Source organism: Kribbella steppae, from assembly GCF_004342025.1.
Classification (GTDB): domain Bacteria; phylum Actinomycetota; class Actinomycetes; order Propionibacteriales; family Kribbellaceae; genus Kribbella; species Kribbella steppae.
Map to the genome: position 1 here is coordinate 443,169 of NZ_SLWN01000006.1, position 12,345 is coordinate 455,513.

Consider the following 12,345-nt stretch of genomic DNA (forward strand, 5'->3'; position numbering starts at 1 on the left):
TGTCAGCGATGACAAGGCTCGCCGAGCAGTGCCGTGATGTGAGGAGTCACGGCAAGGCAGGACTCGGGCGGGCTTCGATCCAACCGGCGGTCTGCACCGGCATCCACGAGGTGAACTCGTCGATCCCGTCGGTGCGGCCGCGACGCGTGGCGGTGCTGGTGTTGAGCAACGGACTGACCACCACGCTGCGACTCGGCGAGGGCGCTCCGGCGCCAGAGCAGGGCGCCACGGTGTTCGTCCAGGGTGGCCGGGGCATGGGTGATCAGCCCGCCTCAGGTGGGGTCATCCTCGCGTCGAGCGACCCTAGTTGAACGCGTAGGGGCCCATTGATGGGCTGAGTCAGTGACTCGCCGGTCTCAGGTGTCAACGCCCAGCTGAGGCCGGCAAGTCCCTGGAGCAGCCCCAGCTCTGTTCCACACCGCTATTCCGGCATCGGATCGGTGAGAGCGCGCACCTCGATCGGGGAGAAGCGCGCTTCCGGCAGTTTGGCCGCCAGCTCGACCGCCCGCTCCAGACTGCAGTCGACCAGGTAGTACCCGGCCAGCACCTCTTTCGCCTCGGTGAACGGCCCGTCGGTCACCGCAGGTACGCCGTCCTTGACCTGGACCACTCGTGCGTTCGCGGTGGTCAGCCCGTCGGACGCGACGTACTCGCCGTTCGCCTTCATCTCCTCGAAAAGCGTTCGATGCGCCTCGTAGACCGCATCCATCCCCTCCGCGCCGAGGGCGTCCCAGGTGTCGGTGTTCCCGTAGATCAAGAGCATGTACTTCATCACTGCCTCCGGTTCCGGTTACCTGGTACGTCGGAACGCCGATGCCGTCCTCGACATCGGCGTTCCTCACGCTACCGAGCTACCAGGTCGCGCCGGCAGGCTCCCGCGTGGTGGTGTTGATCCGGTTGAACAGGTTGGTGAGGCCGATCATCAAGATGATCGCGGCGAGCTGGTTCTCGTCGAAGTGCTCGGCCGCCTCCGCCCAGATCTCGTCCGTCACCGCGTCCGGCCGGTCGGCGATCCGGGTGGCGGCCTCGGTCAGCGCGAGTGCCGCCCGCTCCGCGTCGGTGAACAGGTCGCACTCGCGCCAGGCGACGACCTGGAACAGTCGCTCGTCGCTCTCACCGTTCTTCTGCGCCGCCTTCACTCCGCCGAACACACACGGCCCGCAGCCGTTGATCTGGCTGGCGCGCAAGTGCACGAGCTCGAGCGTTGCGGCCGGCACACCGCCTTGGTGGACAGCCTTGTAGATGTTCTGCACGCCCTTGGTGGCGTCCGGCAACAGCATCGCGGGGTTCTTCATCCGAGCAGTCATGGGAGGTCTCCATCAGGTCTGTGTTGTTGTCTTCACTCCCCTGACGGAGCCTGGCCGGAAGATGTGACACGAGCGGTCAACAGATCTTTCTCGAGTCGTTCCTCCACCGGTACGGCGGGATCGGAGTACTGCCCGGTCAGGCAGATCGGCCCGGTCCACCCGAGTCGTTGCAGCGTGGCGAACACGGCCGACCAGTCGGACATCCCTTCGTCGCCTTGGACGAAGTACGTCTTCCAGCCGCTGTCGGTCTCGATGTACTTCGCGTTCTTGAGGTTGACGATGCCGAGCCGGTCGACGCCGAGCTCGAGCGTCACTGCGGGATCGTCACCGGCGAGTGCGTCGTGGGCCGCGTCCCACACCAGTTTGAAGTGGTCGGGCAGTCCGTCGAGCAGTTGCAGTACGCCGAGCGTCGACGGCACGAACCGCCCGTGATGCGGCTGGATCCCCACCTGTACGTCGTACTGCACAGCAAGGACGGCCGCCTCCTCGAGCAGTCCACGCGTACGCCGTACCGATGCCGCGTAGCCGTCCGGGCCGAGCTCGGCCATGATCCGGATCATCGGCACGCCGGCCTGCGCACAAGCAGCGAAGACACGCTCGGACAGGTCACTCGCGATGCTGATCGGTTCGATGCCTTCGGCCCGTAACTGCTCAGTGAACTTCGGCAGCTCGGCCTCGGCCGTAGCCGTAGTGACGTAGGCGGTGTCGCGGACCGGGATCTCGGCTCCGGTGAAGCCGAGCCCGGCGACCAGTCGGCCGAGCTCGTCACCGGGCAGGCCGGACCAAGGTTTGGTGAAGACGGACCAGAGATAGGTCATGTGTCAGCGGCCTCCAAGACCGCTCATGGTGATGCCTCGGACGAACCAGCGTTGGGTGAGGAAGAAGATGATGATCAGCGGAACGGTGGTGACGGTGGCTGCCATCAGCAACAGGTTCCACTGGGTGCCGTTGGTGTCCTGGAACACCTGCAGCCCGACGGACGCCGTACGGGTCGCGTCGCTGTTGGAGATGATGAGTGGCCAGAGCAGGTTGTTCCACTGACCGATGAACTTGAACACCGCGAGCGTCGCGATCGCCGGCACCGCCAGCGGAACGATGATCCGGATGAATGCCTGCCAGCGGTTGGCGCCGTCGAGGCGGGCCGCTTCCTCGTAGTCGCGCGGGATGCCCAGGAAGAACTGACGGAGCAGGAACACCCCGATCGCCGTGAAGGCGTGCGGCAGGATCATGCCGGGCCAGGTGTCGATGCCGTGCAGCTTCGCGACCAGCACGAACTGTGGGATCAGCGTCACCTGCGACGGGATCATCAAGGTGGCGAGGTAGAGGCCGAACAGCCAGCTCCGGCCGGGGAAGTCCAGCCGGGCGAACGCGTACGCCGCGAGCGCAGCCGTGACCGTCTCCAGCAGGGTCGTGCCGCCCGCGAAGTACACGGTGTTGAGCAGGTACTTCCCGAGCGGCACCAGGTCGAACGCGCGGGTGAGGTTCTCCGGGTGCCAGCTGCTCGGCCAGAACGACGGCTTCGCCGCCATCGACTCGGCGTCGGACTGGAACGCGACCAGCACCATCATGACGACCGGGATCAGGGTGACCGCGGTGACCAGGAAGCACGCGAAGACGATGAGCTTGCGGACGGCAACCTTGTTGGCGACCAGGGGGAGCGCTTCAGTTGTCATAGTGCACCAGCCTCCGCTGCATCAGGAACTGGGCCGCGGTGATCACCACGATGAAAGCGAACAGCACCAGCGACTGCGCCGCCGCATAGCCCTGGTCGTAGTTCTCGAACCCGGTCCGGTAGATGTACATGACGAGCGTCGTGGTGCGCGTACCCGGCCCGCCGTTGGTCATGATGAGCGCCTGGTCGAACACCTGGAACGACCCGATGATCGAGGTCACGATGACGAAGAAGAGCGCCGGCGACAGCATCGGCATCGTCACGTTGCGGAAGCTCTGCCACGCCGAACTGCCGTCCACCCGGGCGGCTTCGTACAGCTGCTGCGGAATCGCCTGCAACCCGGCCAGGAACACCACCATGCCGAACCCGAAGCTCTTCCACACGCTCATCACGACCAGCGCCGGCATCGCCCAGTTGTCCGAGATCAGCCAGGCCGGACCGGTGATCCCGAACACCCCGAGCACGGCGTTCACCAGGCCGTCGTGCGGGATGTAGAGCCAGATCCAGACGAACGCGACCGCCACCGTGATCGTTGCGTACGGCAACAGCAGGAGCGAACGGAAGACCGCGATCCGGTGCAGCCCCTGGTTCAGCAGCAGCGCCAGCAGGAGGCTGACCAGGATCGTCAGCGGCACGCTCAGGAAGGTGAAGTACGCCGTGTTGCCCAGCGCCGACCAGAACGTCGGGTCAGGGCCCAGGCGGGCGAAGTTGCTCAGCCCGGCCCAGGTCGGTGAGCTGAACAGGTTCCAGTCGAGCAGCGAGATCACACCGGCCGCCACGACCGGTCCGGCGGTGAAGGCGAGGAAGCCGATCAGGCTGGGCAGGATGAACAGCCAGGCGGTCATCGACTCACGATTGCGCCAGCGCGGCGTCGGTTTCGAGGCGGGACGTGGCGGTGCCGTGGCGGTCGGCGCGGGAACTGTATCGACTGCCATCGAGATCACCCCTTCCTGGCGGTGGCTTGGCGGATGTTGTCCTGGTGCTGCCGCATCAGTACGTCGAGACGCGGGGTCAGCCCGGCGATCGCGTCGGCGACGGTGACCTGGCCGAGAAACGTCCTGGGCAGGTCCTGGCCGAGCAGTTGCTTGACCTGGTTCCAGTTCGTGGTGACGTCGAACGCGTGACCGCCGGCGATCTTGCCGGCCAGGATCTGCTGGACGATCCCGAGGTTGTCCGGCGGCGGCTGGAACGCGCTGCCCGCACTGAGCCGGGCCGGGTTGTTGCGGCCGGCCTTGGCGTAGATGTCGAGCGCACCGGTGCTGGTCAGCGTCTTCAGCAGCTTCCAGGCCAGGTCGAGATCGGCACCTTCGCGCACCCCCGATGGAATCGCGAAGCTGGAGCCCGACACCCGCGGTGTGCTCCCGACCGCGCCGGCCGGGAACGGGATGACGTCCCAGTCGAACTTGGCCTTGCGGATGTTCACCACCTGCCAGGGTCCGTTCTGCATGAAGGCGACGTTGCCCTGCATGAAGTTCGACGATGAGCTCTCGCTGACGAGGTTCTTGATCGGTGGCGTCACCTTGTCCTTGACGAACAGGTCGATGACGAACTGCAGTGCCTCCATCGCCTCCGGGTCGCCGAGGGTGCTGCGGGTCGCCTGGTCGTTCATCACGTTGCCGCCGGCACAGTAGATCCACGACACCAGGTCGTCGATGGCCGGCGCGCAGGTGAAGCCGTACTGGTCCGGCGGTTTGGTCAGCTCGATCGCGAGATCGCGGAACGTTGCCCACGACATCGGTTCGGTCCGGGACGGCAGGTCGATCCCCGCCTTCTGCAGCAGGGTCTTGTTGTAGTACATCACCGTCGGCGCGACGTCGAAGCCGATCGCGTACGTCTTCTGGTTGAAGCTCGAGATCCGGCGGCTCGGCTGGTAGAAGTCGTCCAGATCGAAGTCGGGATCAGCCTCGATCAGGTCGTCCAACGGCCGATGCGCACCACGAGCGGCGTACGTCGGGATCAGCGTGCCGTTGATCGCCGTCACCAGGCCGGCGGTACCACTGACAAGCTGCAGGTCGAGTTTGGTCGGATACCCGTTGGACGGTGTCAGGGTCGGGACGGACTTCACCTTCAGCTGTTGTTCGACGTACTTGCTGAAGTCCTCCCAGACCTTCTTCTCCGCGGCACTGCTCGACCACATCGCCCAGGTGGCGGCGCCGGCCGGTGGTCCGGACGAGCAGCCGGCGACAGCCGCGCCCAGTCCGGCCAGGCCGGTGAGTTCGAGGAAGCTGCGGCGGGACAGCCTCTGATGCATGGCACTCCTCAGCTGTAGTCAAGGGCGATCGACTCGGCGCGAATCCGCTCCTCGTCGACCTGGACGCCCAACCCGGGGGCGGTGGGGACCGTCGCGACGGCCTTGGTGATGGTCAGCCCCTCGACGTACAGGTCGGAGAGCAACTCCGGCCCGTTCAGCTCGGCGGGCAGGGCGAGGTCGAGCTGGCTGAACACGTGCAGCGCGGCCGCGAAGGCGACACCGCAGTCGGTGAGGCCGCTGGCCAGGATCTCGAGACCGCCGGCCTGAGCGGTCTGGGCGGTTTTCAGGGCGTTGCGCAGGCCGCCGGACTTGCACACTTTGACGACGACCAGGTCGGCGGCATCCAGCCGGATCACGCGGGCCAGATCCTGGGCGGAGAAGCTGCCCTCGTCGATCGCGATCGGCAGGTCGATCAGTCCGCGCAACCGCTGCATCGCGAGGGTGTCGGTGCTCGGCACCGGCTGCTCGACACAGTGGATCGTGCGGATTCCCGCCGTCCGGTCTCTGAGTTGTTTCAGCAGGCTCGGCCGGTAGGACTGGTTCGCGTCCAGCCACAGCGGTTTGTCGCCGGCCACCTCGGCCACGGTCTCGATCGCCGCGGTGTCCGCGTCCAGATCGCCACCGATCTTGACCTTGTACGCCGAATAGTCCGACGACTGCAGCGCATGTTCGCGAACCGACTCCGGATCGCCGACCCCGATCGCGGAGCAGAGCGGGATCTCGTCGTACACCTTGCCGCCGAGCAACGCGTGCACCGGTACGCCGGCCAGCTTGCCGGCCGCATCGTGCATCGCGACGTCCACGGCGGCGCGGGCGAACGGGAAACCGTTCGAGACCGCGGGGCTGAGGCGCTTAGCTGCGCGCTGGTGGAAGAGCTCGACGTCGAACGGGGTGAGTTCGAGCAGGATGGGCGCGAGGTGCCGTTTGATCACCACGGCCATCGTTTCGGCGGTCTCGTAGCTCCAGGTCGGCAGCGCCCGCTGCTCCCCCCAGCCCACCACACCGTCCTCGGTGGTCAGCTTCACGAAGATGACGGCGGTGGCCTGGTCCGGTCGTTCACCGGGCGAGCCGACCGCGCCGCTGCCGAGGACGAACCGGCGCGCGAACGGGACCGCGACCGGGAACACCTCGACCTGACTGATCCGCGACATGAGTTTCGTCCTCCCAGGCCGCTCAGGCTGCGATCGACCAGGCGGCCGGATCGACGAAGCTCGGTCCGCGGGTACCGTCCTCGAGCCACTTCAGTACGTCGGTCAGCACGTAACCGGCGAGCGCGAGGTGACCTTCGGCGGTGTCACCGGCGATGTGCGGGCTGAGCAGGAGGTTCGGCGCTTCCAGGACGGCGGCGTCGAATGTCGGCGGCTCGGGGTCGTAGACGTCGAGAGCGGCGTACAGGCGTCCGTCGAGGACGTGCTCGAGCAAGGCCTGCTGGTCGATCGCCGGGCCGCGGGACGAGTTGACCACGATCGCGTCGTCGGGCAGCTGCTCGATCAGCTTGCGGGTGATCATGCCCTTGGTCTCGGGGACGTTCGGGACGTGGATGCTGACGAAGGTGCTCTGCAGCACGTCTTCGAGGGTGGTGGTGCGGACGCCGAGTTGGTCCGCGCGCTCGGCGGTGAGGTACGGGTCGTAGACGACGAGGTCGCAGCCGAAGGGCTTGAGCAGGGTGATCAGCGCGCGGGCGGTCGAGCTGGCGCCGATGATGCCGACCTTGGCGCCGGCCAGTTCGTGACCGCGGAAGGTGGTCTGCTTCCAGCCACTCTGCCGGATCGCCTGGTCGAAGCGGGGGAGACGACGGGCCAGGGTGAGCATGGCGGCCAGGCAGTACTCGCCGACCGACCAGGCGATCCGTGGTCCGGCGGAGAAGACGGCGACGCCTTGCTCGAGGACGACCGGGTCGATGAGGTTCTTGACCGATCCGGCCGCGTGCGCGACCACGTTGGGACCCTTGCCGTCGGACCACAGTGACTTCGGGAGGTGCGGCGTACCCCAGCTGGTCAGCAGGACATCGGCGCCGGCGACCAGTCCGGGAAGCGCTGCCGGGTCGAGCGCCGGCGGTTTGCCGGGCGACCCCGGGCCGGCGGCGTGCTCGGCCCCAGCCCAGACCACCTCGAAGCGGTCCTCGAGCAGTCGGCGGGTCTGCAGGTCGACCACGTCGTCGGCGCGTTCGGGGGTGAACAGGGCAGCGAGTCTGGGCACCTTGTGGGCTCCTTCGGTAGGGCGTTGCCTCGAAGGTAGGCGCTTTCCGTTATGCAGGTCCAAGCCCGATTTCGTATTGACCGATACCGCAGGGGTATGGGTACGGTGCCGCCTATGGACCTCTCGCTCCAGCAACTCCGTGGTTTCGTCGCCGTCGCCGAGGAGTTGCACTACGGCAAGGCGGCGCAGCGGCTGAACATCACCCAGCCGCCGCTGACTCGCCAGATCCAAGGACTGGAGCGGACGCTGGGGGTGCGGCTGTTCGACCGGACCGGCAGGGGAGTACGGCTGACCGCCGCCGGCGACGTCTTCCTCGAGCACGCCCGGCGGGTGCTCGCCCTGCTCGAGGTGGCTCCGGAGGCGACGCGGCGCGCGGCGGACGGGCAGACCGGGACGCTGCGGATCGCGTTCACCGCGATCGGGGCGTACGCCGTCCTGGCCGACTTCCTCACCATGGTCGGGAAGCGGACGCCGGCGGTCACGTCGGAACTGACCGAACTGGTCAGCCCGGATCAGTTCGAGGCGCTGGCGAACATGGAGATCGACATCGGGTTGGTGCGGCCGCCGATCCCGGCCGGGTTCGAGTCCGTGCTGGTGCATTCCGAGGACCTGGTGCTCGCCGTACCGGCGGATCATCCGCTGGCGGTCGGGGAAGGGCCGGTCGCGTTGGTGGACGTCACCGACGACTACATCGGGTACAGCCCGGAAGGGTCGCAGTACCTGCATGACATCTGCGCGGCGATGATCGGGATGGATCGCTACGCGGTGAGCCAGTTGGCCTCGCAGGTGCCGACGATGCTCGCCTTGGTGCGAGCCGGCCTCGGCTGCGCCTTGATCCCGCGGTCGATCATGGCGATGGGCGTGGAAGGTGTCCGCTACCGCGAACTGGACGCAGCCGACGCCCATTCGGTCACGCTCCACGCCTGCTGGAGCCCCGACAGCCCCAACCCTGCCCTGCAACGCCTGGTGGAGTCGCTCCGGGAGAACCCACATCTCGACACGTGAGTTGACCTAGAGCGCGCTCTAGTTCGTAGGCTCCGAGGCATGACTGGACAGCACAAGATCGGGTCGGCGTTCGGGCACGACAGTACGGCGGATGACGTGCTGCGGGGGCTCGACCTGAGCGGGAAGCTCGCGGTCGTCACCGGTGGGTACTCCGGACTCGGGCTGGAGACCACGCGGGCATTGGCGAAGGCCGGTGCGCAGGTCGTCGTCCCGGCGCGGCGCCCGCAGGTGGCCGAGGAGGCGTTGGCGGGGATCGACGGGGTGTCCGTCGACGCGCTGGATCTCGGGGATCTGGACAGTGTGCGAGCGTTCGCCGATCGGTTCCTCGCCTCGGGGCGGTCAATCGACATCCTGATCGACAACGCGGCGATCATGGCCTGCCCGGAGACGCGGGTCGGGCCGGGGTGGGAGGCACAGTTCGCGACGAATCACCTGGGGCATTTCGCGCTGGTGAACCGGCTGTGGCCGGCTCTGGTCGCCGATGGTGGCGCGCGGGTGGTGTCGGTGTCGTCGACCGGGCACCGGCGCTCGGACATCCGCTGGGACGACCTCGAGTTCAGGCTGGGGTACGACAAATGGGAGGCGTACGGGCAGGCGAAGACGGCCAACGTTCTGTTCGCCGTGCAGCTTGATGCCTTGGGCAAGGATTCGGGTGTGCGTGCGTTCGCACTGCACCCGGGTGGCATCCTGACACCGCTGCAGCGCCACCTGGCCCGCGATGAGATGGTCGGTTACGGATGGATCGACGAGGACGGCAACCCGTTGAACCCGGGGTTCAAGACCCCGGAGCAGGGCGCCGCCACTCAGGTGTGGGCCGCGACCTCGCCGCAACTGGACGGGCTCGGCGGGGTGTTCTGCGAGGACTGCGAGATCGCGGAGGTCTCCACCGACGACAACCCGGGCGTCCGGCCGTACGCGATCGACCCCGCGTCCGCGGACCGGCTGTGGACGGTGTCGGCCGAGCTCACCGGTGTGAACGCTTTCGGATAATTGGTCACCCGGGGTGAACGCTTGGGGGTAAGGTTGGCTCAACAACGGACTGAGGAGGTGGGACCGATCACCGATAGGGCAGGTTGGTTGCTCCCGCCTCGAGTAGTCGGCGTCGTCCGCTGACCGCGGGAGCCTCGTAGTCGAAGGGTTTCCGTGTCTGTCTCTTCTGTTCCTTCCTTTGAGCTCTCCCACGTCGTGGGCCGGCTGCGTGCGGCCGGATGCGTCTTCGCCGAGGACGAGGCCGCCCTGATCGCCTCGACCGCCCGCGACGACTCTGAGCTGGCCGCGATGGTCGACCGGCGGGTGGCCGGGTTGCCACTCGAGCACGTGCTCGGCTGGGCGTCGTTCCGCGGCGTGCGGATCGCTGTCGATCCTGGTGTCTTCATCCCACGTCGCCGTACCGAGTTCCTGGTCGAGGAGGCCTTGCGGGTCACCCGACCAGGAGCTGTGGTCGTCGACCTGGGCTGTGGTTCCGGCGCGCTCGGCGCCGCGGTCGCCGCCGAGCGGTCAGTCTGCCTGTACGCCGCCGACATCGAACTGGCCGCGGTCGCTTGTGCGCGGCGCAATCTGGTGCCGTGGCAGGGGTCGGTGTACCAGGGCGACCTGTTCGCTGCTTTGCCGGACGAGCTGTGTGGCCGGATCGACGTACTCCTGGCGAACGTGCCGTACGTGCCGACCAACGAGATCCGGTTGTTGCCTCCGGAGGCTCGTCTCTACGAACCGCATGTCACCCTCGACGGCGGCCCCGACGGCCTGGCTACCTTGCGTCGAGTCGCCGCGGCTGCGCCTGACTGGCTCGCCCCCGGTGGTCACCTGTTCGTCGAAATGAGTGAGCACCAGGCGCCGTTGGCGAGGGCCGTGCTGCGCGAGCACGGCCTCGCCGCCGACATCACCTCCGACGACGAACTCGGCGCAACCGTTGTCCACGGCATCAGACCCGGCGCTGAACGTGCAGCAGGTACTCCCGTCGGTTGAGCGGGTCGTGGTCGGTGCGCGGGCGCTCCGGGATCGGGCCGGTCACCGGCTGGTAGCGCTCGAACGCGGATTCCAGCACGCCTTCACCACGAGTGAGGGCGGGGAGTTGCTGTTCGAGTTGGTAGACGGCGGCCGCCGGGATTTCTCCTTCCAGGGTTGAGGTTTCGGCGGCCAGGGCCGGCACCTGCGGGATGGCGCGGAGCCGGGCGAGGGCGGCCAGTACGGCGCGGGTCGTGTCGGTCGGGATCTCCAATTGGAAGCGGTGCATCGGCTCGTGGACCGTCGTACCGGCCTGCTGGAGCGCGGTGATCAGGACGAGCGGCGTGAGGAAGCGGAAGTCGCCGGCCGTGCTCGACATGCTCTTGTCGAAGACGGCGTGGGCGTGACTCTGCCGTGCCGAGTAGCCCGAGTGCGTCATCACGACGCGTGCGTCCGGGATCTGCCAGCCGTGGACGCCTTGCTCGAGCGTCTCGCGGACGGTCTCCTCGACCGCCTTGATGAACGCGTACGGCATCGACCCGAGCTCGACCTCGAGTTCGAACGTCACCCCGGCGTTCACCGGCGCCGCCTCCACCCGCAGCCCGACCGTGGCCAGGAACGGGTTCTGGTCCTTCTTGTTGAACTCGACCGCCTGCCCGACACCGTCGATCCGCTCGATGCAGATCGTGGTGGTCTCCCGGAACTCGACGTCGATGCCGAACTCGGTCGCCAGTGTCGTCTGGATGACCTCCTTCTGCACCTCGCCGTACAGGGACACGTACGTCTCCTGGCGCAGGTCGTCCTGGCGCAGGTTGATCAGCGGGTCCTGCTCGGCCAACTGGGTGAGCGCGACCTGCAGATTGCCCTTGTCGGACCGCTGGACCGGCGAGATCACCGTCTCCAGCGTCGGCGGCGCGAAGAATCCGCCGGTTGCCGGGGCCGATTCGTGCGTGGTCGAGGTGATCCGGTCGCCGATCTGGATGTCGGCCAAACCCCACAGCTTGCCGATCTGACCGGCTCGTACCTCGGCCGTCGGCGGGGAGCCGAAGACCTCGAGCGCGGTCAGCTTCGCCTCGCCGTTGTGGCCGAATCGCAGCCGTTCGCGGACATGCGCCGTACCGGAGAACATCCTTGCGTAGGCGACCTTCTCGCCGGCCGGGCCGCGCTCGACCTTGAAGACTGAGCCGTCGACCGGGTCGGTCGGAGAGCCTGAGGCGAGGGGGAGGAGGTCCCGGATACCCTCGGTCAGGGCTTCCGTGCCGGCGCCGGTGATCGCGGAGCCGAGGTACACCGGGTGCACGAGCGCCTGCTTCGTCTGTACGGCGAGCTTGCAGCGCAGTGTGTCGTACGTGAGCGCCTTCTCGTCCTCCACGAACGTCGCGAGCAGCTGGTCGTCGTGCTCGGCGAGGACTTCGAGCAGGTCGCCGTACGGATCACTCGGCCCGTACGGTGTGAAGGCCGCATTGCGTGTGCCGAGACCGCTCGCCGAACCCATCGGCACGATCGCGGCCGAGAGCTTGTCCGCGATCGACTTCAGCACCGACTCGTACTGCGCACCGGCGCGGTCGGCCTTGTTGACGAAGATCAGCGTCGGAATCCGGAGTCGCTGCAGCGTCCGCATCAGCACGCGGGTCTGCGCCTGGACGCCCTCGACCGCCGAGATGACCAGGACGGCGCCGTCGAGCACGCTGAGCGCCCGCTCCACCTCGGCGATGAAATCCGGGTGGCCGGGGGTGTCGATCAGGTTGACCGTGACGTCGCCGATCGCGAACGACACGACCGCGGACTTGATGGTGATACCGCGCTGGCGTTCCAGCGCGAGGGAATCGGTCTGGGTGCTGCCGTCGTCGACACTGCCGATCTCGTCGATGACCCCGGCGGCGTAGAGCAGCCGCTCGGTCAGGCTCGTCTTACCGGCGTCGACATGCGCCAGGATCCCTAGGTTCAGCAATTTCACAAAACTTCAT

General features: G+C 67.3%; 13 protein-coding genes. 4 read left to right on the forward strand and 9 right to left on the reverse strand.

The features are described 5' to 3' along the window. Window positions 1-8: 8 nt before the first annotated feature. Window positions 9-311, forward strand: a complete 303-nt coding sequence (locus tag EV652_RS19740; RefSeq protein WP_132210625.1) for a hypothetical protein — start codon at window positions 9-11, stop codon at window positions 309-311. 110 nt (window positions 312-421) lie between these two features. Here EV652_RS19740 and EV652_RS19745 read toward each other — a convergent pair whose 3' ends face one another. From EV652_RS19745 to EV652_RS19780, 8 genes are all read right to left on the reverse strand, one after another. Beyond that, window positions 422-772, reverse strand: coding sequence for a YciI family protein (locus tag EV652_RS19745; RefSeq protein WP_132210626.1), 351 nt, complete (start codon window positions 770-772; stop codon window positions 422-424). A 79-nt stretch (window positions 773-851) separates the two neighbouring features. After that, window positions 852-1,307 carry a carboxymuconolactone decarboxylase family protein gene (locus EV652_RS19750; protein WP_132210627.1) on the reverse strand — a complete coding sequence of 152 codons (456 nt, stop codon included), beginning with the start codon at window positions 1,305-1,307 and terminating at the stop codon, window positions 852-854. A 32-nt stretch (window positions 1,308-1,339) separates the two neighbouring features. Further along, window positions 1,340-2,125, reverse strand: coding sequence for a sugar phosphate isomerase/epimerase family protein (locus EV652_RS19755; RefSeq protein ID WP_132210628.1), 786 nt, complete (start codon window positions 2,123-2,125; stop codon window positions 1,340-1,342). 3 nt (window positions 2,126-2,128) lie between these two features. Next, window positions 2,129-2,980, reverse strand: coding sequence for a carbohydrate ABC transporter permease (locus EV652_RS19760; protein WP_132210629.1), 852 nt, complete (start codon window positions 2,978-2,980; stop codon window positions 2,129-2,131). Beyond that, window positions 2,970-3,824: a carbohydrate ABC transporter permease gene (locus EV652_RS19765; protein WP_242001864.1), complete on the reverse strand. Its 855-nt coding sequence runs from the start codon at window positions 3,822-3,824 to the stop codon at window positions 2,970-2,972. The genes EV652_RS19760 and EV652_RS19765 overlap by 11 nt, the downstream gene beginning before the upstream one ends. Window positions 3,825-3,919: 95 nt before the next feature. Further along, a complete protein-coding gene (locus tag EV652_RS19770) occupies window positions 3,920-5,230 on the reverse strand; it encodes an ABC transporter substrate-binding protein (RefSeq protein ID WP_132210631.1) in 1,311 nt (436 codons plus the stop codon). Window positions 5,231-5,238: 8 nt separating this feature from the next. Further along, window positions 5,239-6,381, reverse strand: coding sequence for a mandelate racemase/muconate lactonizing enzyme family protein (locus EV652_RS19775; protein WP_132210632.1), 1,143 nt, complete (start codon window positions 6,379-6,381; stop codon window positions 5,239-5,241). A gap of 22 nt (window positions 6,382-6,403) precedes the next feature. Then, complete coding sequence (locus EV652_RS19780) at window positions 6,404-7,429, reverse strand: hydroxyacid dehydrogenase (protein WP_132210633.1); 1,026 nt, start codon at window positions 7,427-7,429, stop codon at window positions 6,404-6,406. A gap of 114 nt (window positions 7,430-7,543) precedes the next feature. On the opposite strand from EV652_RS19780, the gene EV652_RS19785 reads away from it, so the two are divergent. From EV652_RS19785 to EV652_RS19795, 3 genes are all read left to right on the forward strand, one after another. After that, a complete protein-coding gene (locus EV652_RS19785; RefSeq protein WP_199238278.1) occupies window positions 7,544-8,434 on the forward strand; it encodes a LysR family transcriptional regulator in 891 nt (296 codons plus the stop codon). A 39-nt stretch (window positions 8,435-8,473) separates the two neighbouring features. Then, window positions 8,474-9,424, forward strand: a complete 951-nt coding sequence (locus tag EV652_RS19790; protein WP_132210635.1) for an SDR family NAD(P)-dependent oxidoreductase — start codon at window positions 8,474-8,476, stop codon at window positions 9,422-9,424. A gap of 153 nt (window positions 9,425-9,577) precedes the next feature. Beyond that, the gene (locus tag EV652_RS19795) at window positions 9,578-10,399 is read left to right on the forward strand and encodes a putative protein N(5)-glutamine methyltransferase (RefSeq protein WP_132210636.1); all 822 of its coding nucleotides are present in this window, start codon (window positions 9,578-9,580) and stop codon (window positions 10,397-10,399) included. Here EV652_RS19795 and EV652_RS19800 read toward each other — a convergent pair. Beyond that, the gene (locus EV652_RS19800; protein WP_132210637.1) at window positions 10,356-12,335 is read right to left on the reverse strand and encodes an elongation factor G; all 1,980 of its coding nucleotides are present in this window, start codon (window positions 12,333-12,335) and stop codon (window positions 10,356-10,358) included. The genes EV652_RS19795 and EV652_RS19800 overlap by 44 nt on opposite strands. Window positions 12,336-12,345: the final 10 nt, after the last annotated feature.

Coding starts and splice junctions, on each gene's coding strand:
- EV652_RS19770 (WP_132210631.1), bottom strand. CDS start 5,230: ATGCATCAGAGGCTGTCCCGCCGCAGCTTCCTCGAACTCACCGGCCTG.
- EV652_RS19775 (WP_132210632.1), bottom strand. CDS start 6,381: ATGTCGCGGATCAGTCAGGTCGAGGTGTTCCCGGTCGCGGTCCCGTTC.
- EV652_RS19790 (WP_132210635.1), top strand. CDS start 8,474: ATGACTGGACAGCACAAGATCGGGTCGGCGTTCGGGCACGACAGTACG.
- EV652_RS19760 (WP_132210629.1), bottom strand. CDS start 2,980: ATGACAACTGAAGCGCTCCCCCTGGTCGCCAACAAGGTTGCCGTCCGC.
- EV652_RS19755 (WP_132210628.1), bottom strand. CDS start 2,125: ATGACCTATCTCTGGTCCGTCTTCACCAAACCTTGGTCCGGCCTGCCC.
- EV652_RS19740 (WP_132210625.1), top strand. CDS start 9: ATGACAAGGCTCGCCGAGCAGTGCCGTGATGTGAGGAGTCACGGCAAG.
- EV652_RS19785 (WP_199238278.1), top strand. CDS start 7,544: ATGGACCTCTCGCTCCAGCAACTCCGTGGTTTCGTCGCCGTCGCCGAG.
- EV652_RS19765 (WP_242001864.1), bottom strand. CDS start 3,824: ATGACCGCCTGGCTGTTCATCCTGCCCAGCCTGATCGGCTTCCTCGCC.
- EV652_RS19745 (WP_132210626.1), bottom strand. CDS start 772: ATGAAGTACATGCTCTTGATCTACGGGAACACCGACACCTGGGACGCC.
- EV652_RS19750 (WP_132210627.1), bottom strand. CDS start 1,307: ATGACTGCTCGGATGAAGAACCCCGCGATGCTGTTGCCGGACGCCACC.